Here is a 20,454-nt window from a genome sequence, read left to right as displayed (position 1 = left end):
TGCTATGCCGTAACCTGAATTATTTTGGTATTGTGAAAACATTTATCCCGACAAGCGTGATAATTACTCAAGGAAAGAAATAATAGTATCGGCCACAATCGCTGTCGCTTTTCTGTTTTCCATGTCGAGAAAGTGGCCGGCATTAGGCACGATTTGAAATTGGCTTTTCGGAATATGACTACCAATCTGTTTGACATCGTCGGCAGTCGTATATTCGTCCTTTTCTCCATTAAGAAACAGTGTTTCAATTTCTATTTTTCTAAATAGTTCAACATAGTCAGTCTCCTGAATAGGTAATACCTGTTCAATATGGAAACGTACCTGTTTCAACACCTCGCCATGCAGAGATGTCAAATATTGGTAATTGAAATGTTTAATTAATGGCGGTAGATATTTCCCGACTTCAAGATTCAGCATTTCGGCGGCTTCACCGTAGCGATCCTGTCGCATCAACGCGCGTGCGCCCTCAACATAGGCGCGCATCTTCTCATTGATACGCGGAGAAAACGAAGCCACGATCGCCTTCTTGATATGGGCTGGATGCCGGGCCAGCGCCAGCAATGTCGCCAGCCCGCCCCATGAAATCGAATAAATGTAACTCGGTTGGAGCTGCTCGATAATATCCAGCAGGATATCCACCTCATCCTCTTTGGTAATAATTTTGGTTAATTCGTTATGTGAGAGCGATTCGCCAATAAATGGCATATCAAAGAGGATAACGTTAAATTTCCCCGAGAGGCTCTTGACGGTACCACGAAAAGCAGTAGTGGTGGATAGCGCACCATTGACCATAATAATGGTCTCATTAGCCGGGTGGAAATTATGTTTCTCAACATAAACATTCCAACCATGACAATTAATGATGTTCTTTTCTACACCCATAATCAAACTCCGTTTATTTTTTCTTCCTGATGGATGACACTATCTGTGTTCAGCAGAATTTGCTCTATAGATAGATTGTTTTCTCTTCCGATGGTGATAAAAAATAAGGAAAAAAAAGATATTTTTTTATCTTTGATTGCGCGCTGATTTTGCCTTTATTTATTAACGACAAATTTATCACACTCTTCAAATTAGATAAATGTCACATAATTTATTCAGACTATTCCTCTTCACAAAATAAAATAATTCACCAAAAAAACCATCTTAAAATGGATGTCATTGAAATTATGTGGTACCTAAACAAAACTGGGAGCATGGCGAACATGTGGTCAATGAGTGATTTTTTCTAAATGAAATTAGTTTTTGGGCGTCGGCGTCATTAAGGCCGTCAGGTGGTTCGGATGTGGGGTTGAGCTGGATCCCTGCGTGAGTGCAGGGTAAATTGGCTGTTTTTTCAGCCTGTTCCGGTGGCGTCAACCGGTTCTACCTTCGTATCATGTTTAACGTTCCGGTCGTTCAACGGTGCGCCTGTGGTGGAGATGTTATGCTGACGGCTTGATTGTTATGTATTTAAGGCGCCGTTGATAATCTTTACAGAAGCGTGCTTTTCTTTCAGCGCGATGGCGGGTTACTTTGAAGCGGCCGGCAATTTTCCCTCATGTTTAATGACTCATGGACAGCGTGCGCATGAAGATAATGACACCATTCTATCGTGTTACTACCGTGGTGATGGCAGCCTCATTTCTGACCTTCTTTTCCCCATCGTCATACGCAGAACAACCCTCAGCACCACCGCAGATTGATGCCAAAGCTTTTATCCTGATGGATGCAGCCAGCGGCCGCGTGTTGGCTGAACTGAATGCCGACGAGCGCCTTGACCCGGCCAGCCTGACGAAAATCATGACCAGCTATGTCGTAGGTCAGGCGATTAAAGCGGGCAAGATAAAGCCGGATGATCGCGTCACTGTGGGAAGCGATGCCTGGGCCAACGGCAACCCGTCGTTGCGCGGTTCGTCGCTGATGTTTCTTAAACCGGGCGATCAGATTCTGGTGTCCGATCTGAATAAAGGCATGGTGATTCAGTCTGGCAATGATGCCAGTATCGCGCTGGCCGATTACGTCGCAGGCAGCCAGCAGGCGTTCATTTCATTGATGAATCAATATGCCGCTTCGTTGGGGCTGAGCAATAGCCATTTTCTGACGGTGCATGGGCTGGATACGCCCGGTCAGTACAGTACTGCCCGCGATATGTCTCGGTTGACGCAGGCGCTCATTCGCGATCTTCCCGATGAGTATGCATTACATAGCGAGAAAGCCTTTACATTCAATAAGATTAATCAGCCTAACCGCAACCGCTTACTGTGGAGCGCCACATTACGGGTGGACGGCGTAAAGACCGGTTTTACTAATGGCGCGGGATACAATCTGGTGTCTTCGGCGGTGGAAGGCGGCACGCGGTTGATAGCCGTCGTGTTGGGATCGTCGTCCGATGCGATACGCTTTCGCGAGAGTGAAAAATTGCTGGCCTGGGGATTCCGTTTTTTCGAGACCGTCACGGTCGTGCGTACTGATGAGCCCTTTACCACTCAGCGCGTGTGGTTCGGCGCGGAAAATCGCGTCCGGCTGGGGGTAACGCAAGATGCCGCGGTGACAGTGCCGAAAGGCCAGGTAAAAAATGTGAAGGCCAATGTTACCTTGAATGCCCAGCCGCTACAGGCGCCGCTGAAGCAGGGTCAGGTCGTGGGAAGCCTTGATTTCACACTGGATGGCGTCGTGGTCGGGCAGAGGCCGCTGGTGGTGATGGACGACGTGCCGGAGGCCGGCCTGTTGGGCCGGTTGTGGGACGCTATTCTGATGAAACTGTCCGGTTGGTTTGGCGGGCTTTTTTCCTGAAAATACCCGCCGACAGCCGATGCCGGCGGGCGTGATTTACGAGGCGTCCGGAACCAGCAGGCTGATACTGTTGGCCTTTAAGTGTTGCAGGTAGGACGCTTCCGGCATGTGGCTGGTGATCACCGTATCAAACAGCGTCAGCGAGCCGATACGCGCCGGTTTGCGTTTGCCAAATTTACTGCCGTCCACCACCAGGATGACATGCTGGGAAAGCGACATTGCCCGATGTTTCATCTCAAGTTCCGCGAAGTTGAAACAGGTAGCGCCGGCCGAAAGGTCGATGCCGCCTGCGGAAATAAAGGCCTTGTTCGGGCAAATCTGATCCAGTTCATGTTGACGGCCCAACGGGGTAAAAATGGCGTTGTCGGGATGGTATTCCCCACCGCAGAGGATGACCCGGCCGTTAGGTTTGTGCTGCAACGCCAGAAACGTGTTCAGCGAGTAGCAGATACCGGTAAACGGTAGATCGTCGGGGATGGCGTCGATGATGAAGGTAGTGGTGGTGCCGCAATCGAAAAATACGGTGTCATTGGCCTCAATCAATGAGGCTGCGATTTCACCCGCAGCGCGTTTCTCCGCGACATGTCTGGTTTGTTGATCGGAAACGAAATAACTGCTGGCGTTGCTGACTTTTAAATCGCTGACAACATATCCGCCGAGCAGCACCACTGAGGCGTCAGGCTGGGCGTTGAGATCTCGGCGCACCGTCATCTCCGAAACTCCCAGCAACTGAGCCGCATCTTTCAAATGTAGTTTGTCGGCCTTTTTCAATGCCTGGGCCAGTTTATTGATGCGTGTCGCGCGGCGCATTTCCATGATTTTCCCCGATATAAATTCAGACGTGATTATCCGTTGTCTTCTTGTCCCGCGGAACTGCCCGTTAGTCGAGTCGGCGCTGGTTAGCCTCTTGCTTTCGGACGAAGAAACGGAATCTTGTTAGGTGACGTTGCAGCCCAAAATGTGAAGAAGGGATGCGGTGTATACGGCCGTCGATGTTGCGTGCGCGTGATATGACCACCGTAAAGTGATGTCCAAAATGACGTCCGACATACTGCGCGCTAATCGACAGCTGCAACATAAGCTGACTGATGGGGTACTAATATAATCGCCGGAAAAGGGAATGAGCAAACCTGCAATGCAAAAGTTATAACGATCTTGCAGGTATTAGTGTGACTAATTTCCGTGATAGCCGTCACGTATAGTGATGACTTTTGTTGGAATAAAATGGGGCGAAGGAAAAAACCGAGACAGATCCGCATCGCGAATAAGAAAAGGCCCGTTGTTCTTGAACCTCACCGGCGTGAACAACGGGCTCCTCAATTTAGGGATATCAAAGAAAAGCAGTGGCATTTATTGAGACTGCCGGTGCGAAGGAAAGTTCGCAAAATTTTAAGAAAAAACTGACACTGCTTTACAAAACCAGATCAGCCGGGCAATTGCGGCCAGATGATGACGATCAGCGAACCTGCCAGCGTCAGCAGGACGTTGGCGATGGCGTAGGTGCCGGCATACCCCAACGCCGGAATATTGCTCCGCGAAGCATCACTGATGATCTCCATGGCCGGCGCACAAGTGCGCGCGCCCATGATGGCGCCGAACAACAACGCCCGATTCATGCGTAGCACATAAGCGCCGAACAGGAAGCAAATCACCACCGGCAACAGACTGACCAACAGGCCGGACAGCAACATCTGAATGCCAATGTCTCCCAGACTGGTATTGATGGTGTTGCCCGCACTGAGCCCAACCCCGGCCATGAAAACCATCAGGCCAAACTCTTTCACCATGTTCAGCGCGCCTTGCGGTATATAGCCGAAGGTCGGATGGTTGGCGCGCAGAAATCCCAGCATGATGCCGGAAAACAGCAAACCGGCGGCATTGCCGATGCCGAAGGAGAAATTTCTGAACTGGAACGTGACCAACCCGACCATGATGCCGATGATAAAAAATGCACAAAAGGCCATCAGATCAGTGACCTGACTGTGGATGGAAATAAAGCCAATCCGGTCGGCGATACTTTTGACGCGACGGGCATCGCCGCTGACCTGCAACACATCACCCTTGTTGAGCACGACGTTGTCGTCGATCGGCATTTCAATCTGGCTACGCACGATGCGATTCAGGAAGCAGCCGTGATCGGTCAGCTTCAACTGGCTCAGGCGTTTGCTGACGGCATTGTGGTTTTTTACGACGATCTCTTCGGTAACGATGCGCATATCCAGCAAATCGCGTTCGAAGACTTCTTTGCCGTCACGAAAATTGGGGTTCAGGCGCGCATGCGCGTCCGGATATCCCACTAGCGCGATTTCGTCGCCCAGTTGCAGTACCGCATCGCCATCCGGTGTGGCGAGGATACCGTTGCGGCGGATCCGCTCAATGTAGCAGCCGGTCTGGCGGTAGATGCCGAGCTCACGCAGGTTTTTACCGTCGGCCCAGGCGACCAGCTCCGGGCCGACCCGATAGGCGCGGATGATTGGCAGGTAGATTTTGCGCTGACTGTCGGTGTCCAGACCGCGCTCGCGGGCGATTTGCTGGGCGCTGGTCGGTAGATCCTGATGTTGCAACCGGGGTAGATAACGAGCGCCGAAGATCAGGCTGACGAGCCCGATAAGGTAGGTCAGGGCATATCCCAGGCTCAGGTGTTCTTGCTCGACCGACAGTAATGGGTTGCCGGTGAAGGCGGTGCGCAGCGTATCACCGGCGCCGACCAGCACCGGCGTTGATGTCATGGACCCGGCGAGCATCCCCGCACTTAACCCGATTCCCCAGCCGAACAGCTTGCCCAACAGCAGCGCGAGCAACAATGCGCTGCTGACCATTACCAGCGCCAGCATCAGGTAGTTTTTGCCGTCGCGGAAGAAAATGGAAAAGAAGTTGGGGCCGGCCTCCACGCCGACGCAAAAAATGAACAGCATAAAGCCCAGGCTGAGCGCTTCGGTGTTGATGGCGAAATGCTGTTGGCCCAACAGGAGCGACACCACCAGTACACCGATGGAGTTGCCGAGTTGTACCGAACCAAGCCGCAGTTTTCCCAGACAAAGGCCCAGGCTAAGCACCACAAACAGCAGCAAAATGTAATTCCCGTTTAACAAATCAGAGACGTTTATATTCATGGGATGTAACGTGTTGTTTACCGGTAAGTTCTTGATATAAAAAATAAAGTGGTCTAAATTTATCACATTATAAGGATTCTATCCGCGATGAAACCATCATGGAAAAGAAAGGAATAGGCCTCGAACGTAATACGCTGGGTTATCTCCCCCATCGTGCCGCCAACGCCGGATAACCCCGTGTGACTGCGATGCAATGGGCTGGGAGCGCGGGTCTGGTCAGGCGGCGCCATTTTAGAACGTTCTCCTGCGGACAACCAGCGTGATAGGTGGGAATGTGCGTAAAATCACCACGTTGACCCCACATCAGGGATATCTGCGTCAATCGCCGGAAGTCATTGATTTGATGTCCGCTGGCGGTGATGGCGTTTCATCCATTTTGCGGAGGCGGCAGCATGACAAACAATAGAGGTTGGGTTGGTGTCGTTGGCTGTTTTGTACTGTTTATTCTGGTGTTTCTGAGTCAGAAATTGACGCTCTCCCGTGTCGCAATCAGTGAGGGGTTTCGGGGCGAGCCGGGCATGTTGCTGTTCCTGCTGCCGGGGCTGGTGTCCTGTTATCTGTCCGGATGCCGGCGGTTGAAATATACCCTGCTCGGTGCGTTGGCAGCGTCGTTGATCTGCCTGCTGCTGTTGCAAGTGCGGTGGAACGAGCCAGTATCGTTCTGGCAGGAGCTGGCGTATCTGGTGGGGGCTGTCTTCTGGTGCCTGTTGGGCGGGCTGGCCTTTCTGTTTTTGCGGGCCGTGAGCCGGCACTATTTTCACTGACTTTGTTTTACGGACTTTGTTTCGTTGATTTTTATCACCAACCTGCCGGTTCTTCTGACGGTCGGTGATTGGGTGTGACCCACAAGAGATAGAGGCGCGTATGGCGCCTCCGCGTCGTCCGATTACTGATACAGCCCCAGATGCTCTTTGGCATAGGCCTCAAAATCAGTACAACCGCCGATATGTTGTTCATCAAGGAAAATCTGCGGAACGGTCTGCACCGGTTTACCGACAGTCTTGGACAAATCGTCTTTGGTGATCCCCTCAGCGTGGATATCCACGTAGCGGAAACTGAAATCATCGCGATCCGAAGCCAGTTTTTCAGCCAATTCTTTGGCGCGGACACAATAGGGGCAACCCGGTCGTCCGAAAATTACTGCGTACATGTGAACTCCTTACTTACTTTTGGAATCAGCATCGCGTGCATGCACATGCGATGCGAGTGAAATATCGTTATTCAGCCAACGCCCAGACGGCCCCGGCAGGTGGTTATTTATCGCGGGGCGCAGCCTATACATACAACGGCGCTACTATGCCTGCAACGACAATCAATAGAAAGTGGTCGATACCTGTTGCTGTCATCCGTATTGACGATGATTCGCTGAGGAAACGTGCGTCGGCGCGTTGTCTGATGGGGGGAGTGACGTATAATCGCCATCTGTGCCGTAGTCTGCGGGGGAATGCCGGATTATTTGCCCGGTTTGCCGGATGATAACGACGCCAGTGACGCCCGCGCTGTGTAATTTCAACATTGTGTTCCAAGGATACCCGACGTGACGCCAACCATAGACCTGCTGTGCCGGCATCGTTCGATTCGCGCTTTTACGCCAGAACCGATTGGCGTAGCACAGCGGGAGGCGATACTCGCCGCCGCCCAGAGCGCTTCCAGTTCCAGTTTTTTGCAATGCAGTTCGATCATTCGCATCAGCGATCCGGTGTTGCGTCAGACGCTGGCGCATCTGGCAGGCGAGCAGCCCTGGGTCGGGCAGGCGGCGGAGTTTTGGGTGTTCTGCGCCGATTTCCATCGCCATCAGCAGATTTTTCCGCAAGCGGCGTTGGGGATGGCAGAACAACTGTTGTTGGGCTGTGTAGATACCGCGTTGATGGGGCAGAATGCCCTGACGGCGGCGGAATCGCTAGGATTGGGCGGTGTGTTCATCGGCGGGATCCGCAACAACATAGCGGAAGTGACCCGACAACTGCAATTACCGCAGCAGGTGTTGCCGCTTTTTGGGTTGTGTTTGGGGCATCCTGCTGCCGATCCGGATTTAAAACCGCGTCTGCCTATCGGGTTGGTCTTGCATGAGAACCGCTATCGGCCGCTGGATGGCGAATTGCTGGCGGAGTATGACCAGCATATCGAGACGTATTACCGCCATCGCGACAGCAATACGCGCCGTGAAAACTGGAGCGAGCATGTCCGGCGCACCCTGGGCAAGGAGCGTCGTCCCTTCATGTTGGACTACCTGCATCAGCAGGGGTGGGCCACCCGATAGTCGCGGAGCGTTATGAAGATTGCCATTTTATCGCGGGACGGTTCGCTCTATTCCTGCAAACGCCTCAGCACTGCGGCAGAAGAGCATCATCACAGTGTTGACGTCATCGACCCTCTCTCCTGTTATATGAATATCAATTCCGCCATGCCCTCGATTCATTATCAGGGGCGACAACTGACGCATTATGATGCGGTGATCCCGCGTATCGGTTCGGCGATTACTTTTTATGGTACGGCGGTATTGCGTCAGTTCGAAATGCTGGGCAGCTTTGCGCTCAATAATGCCGCTTCGGTGATCCGCGCCAGAGACAAATTACACTCGCTGCAACTGCTGGCGCGTCAGGGGATTGATCTGCCTATCACCGGGTTTGCCCATTCGCCGGACGATACGGCGGATCTGATTAAGATGGTCGGGGGTGCGCCGCTGGTGGTGAAACTGGTGGAGGGCACCCAAGGCATCGGTGTGGTGCTGGCGGAAACCCAGCAGGCGGCGGAGAGCGTGATCGATGCCTTTCGCGGACTGAACGCTCATATTCTGGTGCAGGAGTACATTCGGGAAGCGCAGGGTAAGGATATCCGTTGTCTGGTGGTGGGCGATCGAGTGGTCGCGGCGATTGAGCGTCAGGCCAAACCGGGGGATTTTCGCTCTAATCTGCATCGCGGCGGTTCGGCGAAACGGGTACGGATTACGCATCAGGAACGGGCAATTGCGGTCAAAGCCGCAAAAACATTAGGACTGAATGTTGCGGGTGTTGATATACTACGCGCCGAGCGTGGGCCGCTGGTCATGGAAGTCAACGCATCGCCGGGCCTGGAGGGAATAGAAACCACCACCGGCATGGATATCGCAGGGATGATGATCGAATTCATTGAGCAGCATCACCGCGCTGTCCCCCGTTCCGCCAAGGTTCGGTAACACTTTCGGCCCTGGCGGCCTGCTCGGATGTTCCTCTGCGTTTCGGCGTCGCTGCCGGCACGTTTCGTTTATCCGCAAGTCGGAATTTTTTCTCAAAGAGTCATTTAAAAGGCGGTCAATATGGATTCAATCATCGTCCCTGATTTGAATTTGCTTCGGCGGTGGCTGGATCAACTGGGCATTATTTATTTCGAGTGCGATTCCTGTCAGGCGCTGCATCTGCCGCATATGCAGAATTTCGATGGCGTTTTCGACGCCAAGGTGGATATTGCCGACAGCGTGATCCTGTTTTCCGCGATTGCCGAAGTAAAACCCACTGCGCTGATCCCGCTGGTCGGCGAGTTGAGCCAGATTAACGCCAGTTCGCTGACCGCCAAGGCTTTTCTCGATATTCAGGACGACAACCTTCCCAAGCTGATTGTGTGCCAGACGTTCAGCGCCGGTGCCGGTATGACGCTGGAACAGTTCCGCCACTTTATGCAGCAGGCCGAGCAGCAAGTCTCCATGGTGATCATGGAAGCCAGCGCCAATAATCTGCTGTTTTTAGGGGAGGAGGAAGAGAGCCCTGCTGGTCGTCTGAACTCGCCAAGCCTGCATTGATTACGTTACGTATCAAGCGCTGTCTATTAGATTTTCTTATTTTTGATAAACCGTATTTTATGCGGTTTATCACACAATCTTGCCAAATATATTTCTGTGTTTGTGCTTTGCTGACGCAGCACATAGATAGAATCTGCATAAATAATCGATAAAACCCATTTTTTACGTTCCGGTATGGTGCGGTTGTAACACTGCGGTTATGCTTTATTTCTGTATGGAGTATGAGACAACCTGTTGTCTGGTTTGTTTAAAGATCAATCGTTTCAGTGATGAAATATGCCGGTACAGGGTTATTTATCTTGATGCGTGATAAACGCAGATAAAGAGCATTTTGTATCCGGTTAATGCGCTGTTAACCCCATAATTCACCGCCTGGAATGGAGGAAGGAACGGATGTTCACCCAACGTAAAACATGGCTTTCGGGTGTTTTAGCCGGCTTACTGATGGCCGCGTCCGTCACCGCAACTGCGGAAGAAAAAACACTGCACGTTTATAACTGGTCTGACTATATCGCTCCGGACACGCTGGAGAACTTCCAGAAAGAGTCAGGTATCAAGGTCGTTTATGACGTGTTCGATTCCAACGAAGTGCTGGAAGGCAAACTGATGGCCGGCAGCACAGGATTCGATCTGGTTGTGCCCTCCGCCAGTTTTCTGGGCCGCCAGATTAGCGCCGGTGTGTTCCAGCCGCTGGATAAGAGCAAACTGCCAAACTACAAGAATCTCGATCCGGAACTGATGAAGCTGATTGAGGAGCACGATCCGGGCCACAAATACGCCGTGCCTTATCTGTGGGCGACTACCGGTATCGGCTACAACGTGGATAAAGTGAAGGCCGCGCTGGGCAAAGATGTGCCGGTCAACAGTTGGGATCTGGTGCTAAAACCGGAAAATCTGGAGAAGCTGAAAAGCTGTGGCGTTTCCTTCCTGGATGCGCCAGCTGAAATCTATGCCACTGTGCTGAATTACATGGGTAAGGATCCGAACAGCACCAAGGAATCCGATTACAGCAAAGATGCGACCGACCTGCTGCTGAAATTACGTCCGAGCATCCGTTATTTCCACTCTTCCCAGTACATCAACGATCTGGCTAATGGCGATATCTGCGTGGCTATCGGTTGGGCGGGTGATGTGATGCAAGCTGCCAACCGCGCTAAAGAAGCGAAAAATGGCGTGAATATCAGCTATGCCATCCCGAAAGAAGGCGCGCTGGCGTTCTTTGACGTCTTCGCGATTCCGAAGGATGCCAAGAATCTGGATGAAGCCTATACATTCCTCAACTATTTGCTGAAACCGGATGTGATTGCCAACATCAGTAACCATGTGTACTACGCGAACCCGAATAAGGAAGCGACAGCGCTGGTGAGTGAAGAGGTGCGCGGCAACCCGAACATTTATCCGCCTGCGGATGTACGTGCCAAACTGTTCACGCTCAAGGTACAATCACCGAAAATCGACCGTGTGATTACACGTTCGTGGACCAAGGTCAAAAGCGGCAAATAACCGTCGTCGGCCTTGATTCATAATCCTGCAGACAGGCGGCTTCAACACCGCCTGTCTGTGCTATTTGTGTTGCAGTCAAACGGCTGCGATTTTGTTCTGCTTCCGCCGGAGAGCAATATTAGTGAACGAAGCGATTCCCCGCCCTCAGCCCAAACTCCAGAAAGTGACTACCCCGTTGCTGGAAGTGCGTAACCTGACCAAATCCTACGACGGACAACTTGCGGTTGATGATGTCAGCCTGACCATTTACAAAGGCGAGATTTTTGCGCTGCTGGGCGCCTCGGGATGTGGTAAATCCACGTTACTGCGTATGCTGGCCGGGTTTGAACACCCCACCCACGGTCAGATTGTGCTCGATGGGCAGGATCTTTCCTTGGTGCCGCCGTATCAGCGCCCCATCAACATGATGTTTCAATCCTACGCGCTGTTCCCGCATATGACGGTGGAAAAAAACATCGCATTTGGCCTGAAGCAGGACAAACTGTCGCGCGGCGAAATCCGTGACCGCGTCGAGGAGATGCTGACGCTGGTGCACATGCAAGAGTATGCAGGGCGCAAGCCGCACCAACTTTCCGGCGGCCAGCGTCAGCGTGTGGCGCTGGCGCGCAGTCTGGCGAAACGTCCGAAATTGCTGTTGCTGGATGAACCGATGGGGGCGCTGGATAAAAAACTGCGCGACCGCATGCAGTTGGAAGTGGTGGATATTCTTGAACGTGTGGGCGTGACTTGCGTCATGGTGACTCACGATCAGGAAGAGGCCATGACCATGGCGGGCCGCATCGCCATCATGAACCGTGGCAAGTTCGTACAGATCGGCGAACCGGAAGAGATCTACGAGAATCCGACATCGCGTTTCAGTGCCGAGTTCATCGGCTCGGTGAACATGTTTGAAGGCATGCTGACCGAACGCCAGGACGATGCGTTGATCCTGCAAAGTTCGGGGCTGGTTCACCCGTTAAAAGTGAATTCCGATGTATCCATCGTGGATGGCGTGCCGGTGTATGTCGCGCTGCGTCCGGAAAAAATCATGTTGTGCGAAGAAGTGCCGGCGGAGGGGTTCAACTTCGCCGTCGGCGAAGTGGTGCATATCGCCTATCTGGGCGACCTCTCGATTTATCACGTCAGGCTCAGCAGCGGGCAGATCATCAGCGCCCAGTTGCAGAACGCCGACCGTTTCCGCAAAGGCTCGCCCACTTGGGGTGACGAAGTGCGTTTGTGCTGGGATGCGGACAGCTGCGTCGTGCTGACGGTGTAACGGACGGGGAAACGTCATGACAATGCTATCTGAACACCGCGAACCGCCGGGACAGAGTATGAGTCCGTTGCGCGCTATGCTGGCCCGGCTGCGGCTGGCTCATGGCCGTAAACTGGTGATCGCGCTACCGTATCTGTGGCTGCTGTGCCTGTTCATGCTGCCGTTTCTGATTGTCTTCAAAATCAGTTTTGCGGAAATGGCGCGTACCGTACCGCCGTACACAAACCTGATGGAGTGGGCGGAAGACCGCCTGCAAATAAGCCTCAATATCGGCAACTATCTGCAATTGTTGTCTGACCCGCTGTATATCGACGCTTACCTGCAATCGTTGAAAGTCGCGGCGGTTTCCACGCTGTGCTGTTTGTTGGTGGGCTACCCGATGGCCTGGGCGGTGGCGCACAGTCGGTCATCCACCCGCAATATTCTGCTGTTGTTGGTGATCCTGCCGTCCTGGACTTCGTTCCTGATCCGCGTCTATGCCTGGATGGGGATCCTTAAAGACAACGGTATTCTGAACAATTTTCTGATCTGGCTGGGCGTCATCGACCAGCCGCTGACCATTCTGCATACCAATCTGGCGGTGTATATCGGGGTGGTGTATTCCTATCTGCCGTTTATGGTGCTGCCGATTTATACCGCGCTGACTCGGCTGGATTACTCGCTGGTGGAGGCGTCGCTTGATCTCGGCGCACGTCCGGTACGCACGTTCTTCAGCGTGATTGTGCCGCTTACCAAAGGCGGCATTATCGCCGGTTCCATGCTGGTGTTTATCCCAACGGTAGGGGAATACGTGATCCCTGAATTGCTCGGCGGCCCGGACACCATCATGATCGGTCGCATCCTGTGGCAGGAGTTCTTTAACAACCGCGATTGGCCTGTGGCCTCAGCGGTAGCGATGGTGATGCTGATCCTGCTGATTGTGCCCATCATTTGGTTCCACAAGTATCAGAACAAAGCGGCGGAGGATCAGGAGTGAACAATTTACCGGTAGTGCGTTCGCCGTGGCGCATTCTGATTCTGGTGCTGGGATTTACCTTCCTGTACGCGCCGATGCTGATGTTGGTTGTCTACTCGTTCAACAGCTCGCGCCTGGTGACGGTATGGGCGGGCTGGTCGACCCAGTGGTACAGCGCGCTGTTTGAAGACTCGGCGATGATAAGCGCCGTAGCGCTCAGCCTGACTATCGCCGCCGCCTCGGCGACGATGGCGGTGGTGATCGGTACATTGGCGGCGGTGGTGATGGTGCGATTCGGTAATTTTCGCGGTTCTACCGGCTTTGCCTTTATGCTGACTGCGCCGCTGGTGATGCCGGATGTGATCACCGGCCTGTCGCTGCTGCTGCTGTTTGTCGCGTTGGGGCACGCCATTGGCTGGCCGGCGGAACGCGGCATGTTCACCATCTGGCTGGCGCATGTAACCTTCTGCTCGGCCTATGTCACGGTGGTGATCAGTGCGCGTCTGCGTGAACTGGATCATTCGATCGAGGAAGCAGCGATGGATCTTGGTGCGACGCCGCTGAAAGTGTTTTTCATCATCACGGTGCCGATGATTGCGCCGGCGCTGATTTCCGGCTGGTTGCTGGCGTTCACGTTGTCGCTGGACGATCTGGTGATTGCCAGTTTTGTGTCCGGGCCGGGTGCGACGACGCTGCCGATGCTGGTGTTTTCCAGCGTGCGCATGGGGGTCAATCCGCAGATCAACGCCCTGGCGTCGTTGATTTTGCTGGTCGTCGGCGTTATCGGGCTGATCGCATGGTGGTTTATGGCGCGGGCGGAAAAACAGCGGCTGCGGGATTTACGACGCGCGGTGCATAACTAACGCATTTTTCTGTTTTGTTTGCCTTTTTTCCGATAGCGCCACCATACTTAGGTGGCGTTATTGTTTCAGGAGAAACACACCATTCTATACGGTAAAAAAGCGATAATGCGGCGTAGCGCGTTCGCGCCGGTGGCGGTGATGGTGGCGGGAATTGCGATTATCACTACCCGCTGTTTGAGGATCCTGCTGATGGTGGGAGAACTGGGTGTCAGCGAATTTGTCGACTGGCTAAGCAACAGCGCCAGAGAATGGGATACCACGCTGGTGTTGTTGGGGGCATTGGTGATCGTCAGCCTGGAAATTCGTTGCGGGTTTGCCGTGCTTTCCGGCATCAACTGGGGGCGCTGGTGCTTTCTGGCGGCGGAATGTTTGGTGACGGTGTATATGTTAATGGCGTCCATGGTCGACTTTTTACCGCCCGTATTTCATATCGGCGGTGGGACGACCGGCGAAATACTCAACAACCTTCTGCTACAACAACTACCTGATGCGTTACTGATCTTGTTGCTGTTTGTTCCCCGGCGCAGTCAGCGTTTTTTTGCCCAGCCGTCCTAACTTTCCTGTCTGCTGGTGGTACAATCAGCCCCCTTTTGTGTATTGACGACAGATTTCAGCCTTCCCATGCAATGTACCCGCTATAACGACGGAACCTGCCGCTCCTGCCAGTGGCTGGAGAAAGACTACACGCAGCAGTTAGCTGATAAGCAGCAACACCTGTGTGGATTGCTGACGGGCCATCCGGTGTCGCAGTGGCTGCCGCCGGAGGCATCGGCGGAAAGCGCATTTCGCAATAAGGCCAAGATGGTGGTGAGCGGCAGTGTGGAGCGGCCGCTACTGGGGATGCTGCGCCGCGATGGTACGCCGATCGATCTGTGCGATTGTCCCCTCTATCCGCAAGATTTTGCGCCGGTATTCGCGGTGCTGAAGCCTTTTATCGCCCGGGCCGGGCTGACGCCCTATAACGTGACGCGCCGCCGCGGTGAACTGAAGTATCTGCTGTTGACGCAAAGCACCCTGAGCGGCCGTTTCATGCTGCGCTTTGTATTGCGATCTGAAGCCAAACTGGCCCAACTGCGCGCCGCCTTGCCCTGGTTGCTGCAGCAATTGCCGCAGTTGGCGGTGATCTCCGCCAATATTCAGCCGGTACATCAGGCCATCATGGAGGGCGAGCAAGAGATCCCGTTGACGGAACAGCAGGCGCTAGAGGAACGGTTTAATCAGGTGCCGCTGTACATCCGGCCGCAGAGCTTTTTCCAGACCAATCCTCAGGTTGCTGCCCGGTTGTATGCCGCCGCCCGTGCGTGGGTGGCGGGGTTGCCGATCGACAGCTTGTGGGATTTGTTCTGCGGGGTAGGGGGATTCGGGTTGCATTGCGCCCGTCAGGAACGGGCGCTGACCGGCATTGAAATCAGCGCGCAAGCTATCAGCTGTGCGCGTCGCTCGGCAGAGCAACTGGGGCTATCGCAGGTGAGCTTTGCGGCGCTGGACTCTACCCGTTTCGCCGTCGGCGAAAGTCGGACGCCCGATTTGGTGATCGTCAATCCGCCTCGTCGGGGGATTGGCGCTGAATTGTGCCAGTATCTGGCGCGCATGGCGCCACCCTACTTGCTTTATTCCAGTTGTAACGCGGAAACCATGGCGCAGGATATGGCGCGTCTGCCGGCGTATCGGGCGGTGAAGGTACAATTATTCGATATGTTTCCCCATACCGCTCATTACGAAGTGCTGGCGTTATTGCAACGGTCATCGACGGCCAGCCTACCGGGGGAGTTTTTTCATCCCCAACAGCGTTAGCGCGCAGAATGCCGCACCGACCAGAAAAGTCGCGGCGGCGCCCCAGTAGCTCCACAGTACGCCGGCGATCGTACTGGCCAACAGCAAGGCGATGCCGCTTATCAGATTGAACATGCCGTAGGCGGTACCACGCAGGTCAGCCGGCGCTTCGTCGGCGATCATGGCCGCCAGCAATCCCTGCGTCATCCCCATATGCATGCCCCACAGTGCCACACCCAACAGCAAGCCGAACCCATGTGTGCTGCATGCCAGCACGATATCCGCCAGAATCAGCACCACCAGCCCGGTTTGCAGCAGCGCACGGTGGGATACGCGATCCGCCAGTTTACCGAAGGGGTACGCCGAGCAGGAGTAGACCAGGTTCATCGCCACCATGACCAACGGAATCAGCGGCAAAGGAATGTTTAATTGCTGTGCCCGCAGTACCAGAAACGCCTCGCTGAAGCGGGCGAGGGTGAAAATGGCGCCGGCGCCGACTACCCACCAATAACCAGCGCCGAGGCGCTTGAGGTTATCGCGACGGATCGGATTGGTGCGCGGTGCGACGCGGCTGGGTTCCGGCTCGTTCAGACCAAAAAACAGCAGGGTGATGGACAACAGACCGGGGAGCGCGGCGACCCAAAAAATGGCCCGAAAATCATTGTGCCACAGCAGCATCAGACCGACGGCGATCAGCGGCCCGGCGAAAGCGCCGAAGGTATCCAGCGATTGGCGCAGACCAAAGGCTGCGCCGCGAATGTCCGATGGCGTAATATCCGCCACCAGCGCGTCCCGAGGGGCACTGCGGATCCCTTTACCGATGCGGTCCAACAGGCGGGCGCCGAGTACCATTCCGATGGATGGCGCCAGTGCGAACAACGGTTTGCTGAACGCGCCCAGCCCATACCCTAGTAACGCCAGCCCTTTACGTTTGCCGAGATAGTCGCTAAGTACGCCGGAAAATACCCTGACGATGAGCGCGGTGGCTTCCGCCAACCCCTCCACCAGACCGATCAGCATGACGCTGGCGCCCAGCGTCGATGTCATAAACAACGGCAACAGGCTGTGAATCATCTCGGAGGAGATATCCATCAGCAGGCTGACGCCGCCCAACACCCATACCCCTTTCGGAATGCGGTTTAGGGTCGATAAGAGTGGAAACATAATGTGCGCCCGGTTCGGTGGATTGTGGTGCAGCCAGTGATGCAACGTGCAGAGCCTAGCAGGTTGCGCGTCAGGTGTCAGGCGATGTTGCCGGTGAGCCCGCGGCACCTGTCCGGGCGGCGGGCTCTGAGGGTTATTGCTGCGGGAACCACTTGTCGTTGATGGCTTTGTAGGTGCCGTTGGTCTTGATGGCGGCCAGTGCGTTATTCAGTTTTTCCAGCAGCGCCTGGTTATCCGGCCGTACCGCAATACCGAGACCGATACCGAAATAGGCTTCATCCGTCACTTTTTCGCCGACGGTGGCCAAATCCGGGCTGGTCTTCAGCCATTCATTGACGACGGCGGTATCGCCGAATACGCCGTCAAGCCGGCCATTTTTCAGGTCGATCAGCGCATTCTGGTAGCTGTCGTAAGGCACGGTCTTCACTTCCGGATGTTTATCCTGCAGGTATTTCTGGTGAGTGGTGCCGTTTTCCATACCGATACGTTTACCTTTCAGATCCGCCAGCGAGTGATACTTGCCTTTTTGCGCGATCACGATGGCGGAGTTGGCGTAGTAAGGCTGGGTAAACGCGACTTGTTTACTGCGTTCAGGGGTGATGTCCATGCCGGAGATCACGGCGTCGTAGCGGCGGAATTTCAGCGCCGGGATCAGACTATCGAACGCCTGATTGGTGAAGCTACAAGTGGCCTGCATCTGTTTGCACAGCGCATTAGCCAGATCGATATCGAAGCCGACGATCTGGTTGCTGGCGTCCAGGGATTCGAACGGCGGGTAGGTGGCGGAAGCCGCGAAACGTACCGTCTCGGCAGCGGTGGCGCTCAGGGTGAAACCCGCCAGCAGGGTGGCAAGGACGATTTTTTTCATGATCACTCCAATCTGTTTTTGTACATTCGTATTACGGCGTGTCGCCAGTGGAAACACCATGCCATCAATAAAATACATATGCAAATATTATGATTAAAAATTCAATAATATCCTATGGGCTTGGTGGTATTGAAATAATGTTTATATTTTACAATGAGATATTAAGGTCAAGAGGGCAGTGGGATGGGCGGTTGAATAATATTTCACCATGGGTGAATGTTATGTTAATGCCGGCAGGCGCAACGACGCCCTGGCGGCAGGGCGTCGATATGTTCAGGCGCTACGTTGTTCGAAAGCCAGTGCGCGACGTTCGAGAAGACGCATCAACAGCGTCAGCAGGCCATTGACGCACAGATAGACGATACCGGCGGCGCCGAACACCAGTACATCATACGTCCGCCCATACAGCAGTTGCCCGTGGCCCATGACCTCCATCAGCGTGATGGTATACGCCAGCGAGGTACCTTTGAACACCAGCACCACTTCGTTGGAGTAGGAGGAGAGCGCGCGCTTGAAGGCGAACGGCAGTAAGATATGCAGTGTGTCGCGTCGGTTCATGCCGAGCGCCGCGCAGGATTGCCACTGCCCGGCTGGAATGGCGCGTACCGCACCGTAGAACAGCTGGGTGGTGTAGGCGGCGCTGTTGAGCGCCAGCGCGCTGACGGCGCACAGCCAGGGCTGGGACAGCAGGCTCCACAGCCAGGGGATCTGGCGGATGGACTCAAACTGACCGGGGCCATAGTAAATCAGAAAGATCTGCACCAGCAGCGGCGTACCGGTGAACAGCGTGATATAGATCTTGGCCAGCGATGAGAGCAGCGGCGTCTTCAGCGTCAGAATCACGGTCAGCGCCAGCGATAGCACCAGCGCAACCAGCAATGAGGCGATGGTTAGCAACAGGCTGGTATGCAGCCCTTTGAGCAATTCGGGGATGTAGCCGAGCATCAAGACGGCCTCCGTTCAAAGCGCGTAGCGCGGGTTTCGATGCGCTGTAGGATCGCCTGACTCAGCAGGGTGATCGCCAGATAGATAGCCGCCGCGATCATGTACCAGGTAAAGGGTTCCTGCGTGCGGGTGGCGATGCTTTTGGTTTGCAGCATCAGATCGTTAACGCTGATCAGCGACACCAGCGCGGTATCCTTGAGCAGTACCAGCCACTGATTGCCGAGGCCCGGCAGGGCATGGCGCCACATTTGCGGCATGATCAGACGCCGAAATATCACGCTTTTGCTCATGCCCAGCGCCTGGCCGGATTCCCACTGCCCGCGAGGAACGGCCTTGAGCGCGCCGCGCAGGGTCTGAGAAGCATATGCCGCATACAGTAACGCCAATGCGATAACCCCGCACAGGAACGGGCTGACCTCGAAGTTATCGATATTCAGCTTCACTGGAAACTGCGCTACGCCCAGATTGAGGGTAAAGCCATCCGCCAGCGTCAGCAGCAGCTGGGAGGAGCCGAAGTAGATAAACAACACCACCAGAATTTCCGGCAGGCCGCGTAACAGTGTGACCAGTGCCGTGCCGCAGGCCGCAACCGTTTTCCAACGGGCGGTTTCCCACAGGGCGAACAGCATGGCCAGCGCCAGCCCCAGCACCAGGGCGCAAACGGCAAGGCCGACGGTCATCCCGGCGGCGCTTGCAAGAGGTTGAAGTTCAATCATTAGCGTCGGATTATTGCTGGAACCATTTCTTATAGATGGCCTGATAAGTACCATCCTGCTTGATTGTGTTCAGCGCGGCGTTGAATTTTTTCACCAGTTCGTCGTTGTTCTGGCGCACCGCGATGCCCAGGCCAATACCGAAGTAATCTTTATCCGCGACTTTGTCGCCAATGGCGGCCAGGCCCTGGTTCTGTTTCAACCATTCGTTGACGACCGCTGTGTCGCCAAACACGGCGTCCAGGCGTCCGTTTTTCAGATCCAACACGGCGTTCTGGTAGCTGTCATAAGGCACGACCGTGATGTCTTTATGTTTATCCAGCAAGAATTTTTGATGCGTGGTGCCGTTCTGAACCCCGACACGCTTACCACTCAGGGCGGCGACATTCGCAATCTTTTCTTTCTGGGCGATGAACATCGCCGAGTTTTCATAGTAAGGCTGGGTGAAAGAAACCTGCTGCTGGCGTTCCGGGGTGATATCCATGCCGGCGATGACTGCATCGAAACGACGGAATTTGAGGCCGGGGATCAGGCTGTCAAACGCCTGGTTGCTGAACGTACAGGTGGCCTGAATCTGTTTACACAGTGCATTGGCCAGGTCGATGTCGAAACCGACGATCTGGTTGCTGGCGTCCACGGATTCAAACGGCGGGTAGGACGCTTCGGTCGCGAAACGAAGCGTGTCTGTGGCGGAGGCGGAAACGCTTAATCCGGCCAGCAGGGCCGCGAGGATGATTTTTTTCATGATTATT

General features: G+C 54.4%; 21 protein-coding genes. 12 read left to right on the top strand and 9 right to left on the bottom strand.

Features of this window, described 5'->3' with window-relative positions; all coding sequences use genetic code 11:
• Positions 1–63 precede the first annotated feature (63 nt).
• Positions 64–882, bottom strand: coding sequence for an alpha/beta fold hydrolase (locus tag HEP82_RS03630; protein WP_192456822.1), 819 nt, complete (start codon positions 880–882; stop codon positions 64–66).
• A 687-nt stretch (positions 883–1,569) separates the two neighbouring features.
• Between HEP82_RS03630 and HEP82_RS03625 the strand changes: the two genes are divergently transcribed.
• Positions 1,570–2,775, top strand: coding sequence for a serine hydrolase (locus HEP82_RS03625; RefSeq protein ID WP_192456821.1), 1,206 nt, complete (start codon positions 1,570–1,572; stop codon positions 2,773–2,775).
• Between the two features lie 36 nt (positions 2,776–2,811).
• On the opposite strand, the gene deoR is transcribed toward HEP82_RS03625, so the two are convergent.
• Complete coding sequence (gene deoR / locus HEP82_RS03620) at positions 2,812–3,591, bottom strand: DNA-binding transcriptional repressor DeoR (protein WP_192456820.1); 780 nt, start codon at positions 3,589–3,591, stop codon at positions 2,812–2,814.
• A gap of 608 nt (positions 3,592–4,199) precedes the next feature.
• Positions 4,200–5,888, bottom strand: coding sequence for an aspartate:alanine antiporter (locus HEP82_RS03615; RefSeq protein WP_192456819.1), 1,689 nt, complete (start codon positions 5,886–5,888; stop codon positions 4,200–4,202).
• A 392-nt stretch (positions 5,889–6,280) separates the two neighbouring features.
• Here HEP82_RS03615 and ybjM point away from each other — a divergent pair, with 392 nt between their 5' ends.
• Positions 6,281–6,652, top strand: a complete 372-nt coding sequence (ybjM, locus tag HEP82_RS03610; RefSeq protein ID WP_192456818.1) for an inner membrane protein YbjM — start codon at positions 6,281–6,283, stop codon at positions 6,650–6,652.
• A 122-nt stretch (positions 6,653–6,774) separates the two neighbouring features.
• On the opposite strand, the gene HEP82_RS03605 is transcribed toward ybjM, so the two are convergent.
• Positions 6,775–7,038: a GrxA family glutaredoxin gene (locus HEP82_RS03605; RefSeq protein WP_015853982.1), complete on the bottom strand. Its 264-nt coding sequence runs from the start codon at positions 7,036–7,038 to the stop codon at positions 6,775–6,777.
• Positions 7,039–7,184: 146 nt separating this feature from the next.
• Here HEP82_RS03605 and HEP82_RS03600 point away from each other — a divergent pair, with 146 nt between their 5' ends.
• From HEP82_RS03600 to rlmC, 10 genes are all read left to right on the top strand, one after another.
• Positions 7,185–7,364: a hypothetical protein gene (locus tag HEP82_RS03600; protein WP_192456817.1), complete on the top strand. Its 180-nt coding sequence runs from the start codon at positions 7,185–7,187 to the stop codon at positions 7,362–7,364.
• A 61-nt stretch (positions 7,365–7,425) separates the two neighbouring features.
• The gene (nfsA, locus tag HEP82_RS03595) at positions 7,426–8,148 is read left to right on the top strand and encodes an oxygen-insensitive NADPH nitroreductase (RefSeq protein WP_192456816.1); all 723 of its coding nucleotides are present in this window, start codon (positions 7,426–7,428) and stop codon (positions 8,146–8,148) included.
• A 12-nt stretch (positions 8,149–8,160) separates the two neighbouring features.
• Entirely contained in the window at positions 8,161–9,063 is a 903-nt protein-coding gene (gene rimK, locus HEP82_RS03590; RefSeq protein WP_192456815.1) for a 30S ribosomal protein S6--L-glutamate ligase, read from the top strand.
• A 120-nt stretch (positions 9,064–9,183) separates the two neighbouring features.
• Positions 9,184–9,663 carry a YbjN domain-containing protein gene (locus HEP82_RS03585; protein WP_015853979.1) on the top strand — a complete coding sequence of 160 codons (480 nt, stop codon included), beginning with the start codon at positions 9,184–9,186 and terminating at the stop codon, positions 9,661–9,663.
• 393 nt (positions 9,664–10,056) lie between these two features.
• Positions 10,057–11,166: a spermidine/putrescine ABC transporter substrate-binding protein PotF gene (potF, locus tag HEP82_RS03580; protein WP_192456814.1), complete on the top strand. Its 1,110-nt coding sequence runs from the start codon at positions 10,057–10,059 to the stop codon at positions 11,164–11,166.
• Between the two features lie 121 nt (positions 11,167–11,287).
• Complete coding sequence (gene potG, locus HEP82_RS03575; RefSeq protein ID WP_192456813.1) at positions 11,288–12,421, top strand: putrescine ABC transporter ATP-binding subunit PotG; 1,134 nt, start codon at positions 11,288–11,290, stop codon at positions 12,419–12,421.
• A gap of 16 nt (positions 12,422–12,437) precedes the next feature.
• On the top strand, positions 12,438–13,397 hold the full coding sequence (potH, locus tag HEP82_RS03570) for a putrescine ABC transporter permease PotH (RefSeq protein ID WP_192456812.1): 960 nt from the start codon (positions 12,438–12,440) through the stop codon (positions 13,395–13,397).
• Complete coding sequence (gene potI, locus HEP82_RS03565) at positions 13,394–14,239, top strand: putrescine ABC transporter permease PotI (RefSeq protein WP_015853975.1); 846 nt, start codon at positions 13,394–13,396, stop codon at positions 14,237–14,239. The genes potH and potI overlap by 4 nt, the downstream gene beginning before the upstream one ends.
• Positions 14,240–14,344: 105 nt before the next feature.
• A complete protein-coding gene (locus HEP82_RS03560) occupies positions 14,345–14,794 on the top strand; it encodes a YbjO family protein (protein ID WP_192456864.1) in 450 nt (149 codons plus the stop codon).
• A 66-nt stretch (positions 14,795–14,860) separates the two neighbouring features.
• Positions 14,861–16,033, top strand: a complete 1,173-nt coding sequence (rlmC, locus tag HEP82_RS03555) for a 23S rRNA (uracil(747)-C(5))-methyltransferase RlmC (protein WP_192456811.1) — start codon at positions 14,861–14,863, stop codon at positions 16,031–16,033.
• Here the strand turns inward: rlmC and HEP82_RS03550 are convergent.
• The 5 genes from HEP82_RS03550 to artJ (HEP82_RS03530) all read right to left on the bottom strand — a co-directional run bounded on the left by HEP82_RS03550 (position 15,998) and on the right by artJ (HEP82_RS03530) (position 20,447).
• Complete coding sequence (locus HEP82_RS03550; RefSeq protein ID WP_192456810.1) at positions 15,998–17,176, bottom strand: MFS transporter; 1,179 nt, start codon at positions 17,174–17,176, stop codon at positions 15,998–16,000. The genes rlmC and HEP82_RS03550 overlap by 36 nt on opposite strands.
• A gap of 133 nt (positions 17,177–17,309) precedes the next feature.
• Complete coding sequence (artJ, locus tag HEP82_RS03545) at positions 17,310–18,044, bottom strand: arginine ABC transporter substrate-binding protein (protein ID WP_192456809.1); 735 nt, start codon at positions 18,042–18,044, stop codon at positions 17,310–17,312.
• Positions 18,045–18,317: 273 nt separating this feature from the next.
• Positions 18,318–18,989 (bottom strand): arginine ABC transporter permease ArtM, encoded by a 672-nt coding sequence (gene artM, locus HEP82_RS03540; RefSeq protein ID WP_192456808.1) that lies wholly within the window; start codon positions 18,987–18,989, stop codon positions 18,318–18,320.
• Positions 18,989–19,705, bottom strand: a complete 717-nt coding sequence (artQ, locus tag HEP82_RS03535) for an arginine ABC transporter permease ArtQ (protein ID WP_192456807.1) — start codon at positions 19,703–19,705, stop codon at positions 18,989–18,991. The genes artM and artQ overlap by 1 nt, the downstream gene beginning before the upstream one ends.
• A 10-nt stretch (positions 19,706–19,715) precedes the next feature.
• Positions 19,716–20,447 (bottom strand): arginine ABC transporter substrate-binding protein, encoded by a 732-nt coding sequence (artJ, locus tag HEP82_RS03530; protein ID WP_192456806.1) that lies wholly within the window; start codon positions 20,445–20,447, stop codon positions 19,716–19,718.
• Between the last annotated feature and the right edge of the window lie 7 nt (positions 20,448–20,454).

This window comes from Musicola keenii, assembly GCF_014855505.1.
Lineage (GTDB): Bacteria > Pseudomonadota > Gammaproteobacteria > Enterobacterales > Enterobacteriaceae > Musicola > Musicola paradisiaca.
This window is presented reverse-complemented; position numbering and strand designations above follow the sequence as displayed.

Coding starts and splice junctions, on each gene's coding strand:
- rimK (WP_192456815.1), top strand. CDS start 8,161: ATGAAGATTGCCATTTTATCGCGGGACGGTTCGCTCTATTCCTGCAAA.
- rlmC (WP_192456811.1), top strand. CDS start 14,861: ATGCAATGTACCCGCTATAACGACGGAACCTGCCGCTCCTGCCAGTGG.
- artQ (WP_192456807.1), bottom strand. CDS start 19,705: ATGATTGAACTTCAACCTCTTGCAAGCGCCGCCGGGATGACCGTCGGC.
- HEP82_RS03585 (WP_015853979.1), top strand. CDS start 9,184: ATGGATTCAATCATCGTCCCTGATTTGAATTTGCTTCGGCGGTGGCTG.
- HEP82_RS03615 (WP_192456819.1), bottom strand. CDS start 5,888: ATGAATATAAACGTCTCTGATTTGTTAAACGGGAATTACATTTTGCTG.
- deoR (WP_192456820.1), bottom strand. CDS start 3,591: ATGGAAATGCGCCGCGCGACACGCATCAATAAACTGGCCCAGGCATTG.
- HEP82_RS03600 (WP_192456817.1), top strand. CDS start 7,185: ATGCCTGCAACGACAATCAATAGAAAGTGGTCGATACCTGTTGCTGTC.
- potH (WP_192456812.1), top strand. CDS start 12,438: ATGACAATGCTATCTGAACACCGCGAACCGCCGGGACAGAGTATGAGT.
- artM (WP_192456808.1), bottom strand. CDS start 18,989: ATGCTCGGCTACATCCCCGAATTGCTCAAAGGGCTGCATACCAGCCTG.
- artJ (WP_192456806.1), bottom strand. CDS start 20,447: ATGAAAAAAATCATCCTCGCGGCCCTGCTGGCCGGATTAAGCGTTTCC.
- HEP82_RS03605 (WP_015853982.1), bottom strand. CDS start 7,038: ATGTACGCAGTAATTTTCGGACGACCGGGTTGCCCCTATTGTGTCCGC.
- HEP82_RS03560 (WP_192456864.1), top strand. CDS start 14,345: ATGCGGCGTAGCGCGTTCGCGCCGGTGGCGGTGATGGTGGCGGGAATT.
- HEP82_RS03550 (WP_192456810.1), bottom strand. CDS start 17,176: ATGTTTCCACTCTTATCGACCCTAAACCGCATTCCGAAAGGGGTATGG.
- potF (WP_192456814.1), top strand. CDS start 10,057: ATGTTCACCCAACGTAAAACATGGCTTTCGGGTGTTTTAGCCGGCTTA.
- HEP82_RS03625 (WP_192456821.1), top strand. CDS start 1,570: ATGAAGATAATGACACCATTCTATCGTGTTACTACCGTGGTGATGGCA.
- HEP82_RS03630 (WP_192456822.1), bottom strand. CDS start 882: ATGGGTGTAGAAAAGAACATCATTAATTGTCATGGTTGGAATGTTTAT.
- artJ (WP_192456809.1), bottom strand. CDS start 18,044: ATGAAAAAAATCGTCCTTGCCACCCTGCTGGCGGGTTTCACCCTGAGC.
- ybjM (WP_192456818.1), top strand. CDS start 6,281: ATGACAAACAATAGAGGTTGGGTTGGTGTCGTTGGCTGTTTTGTACTG.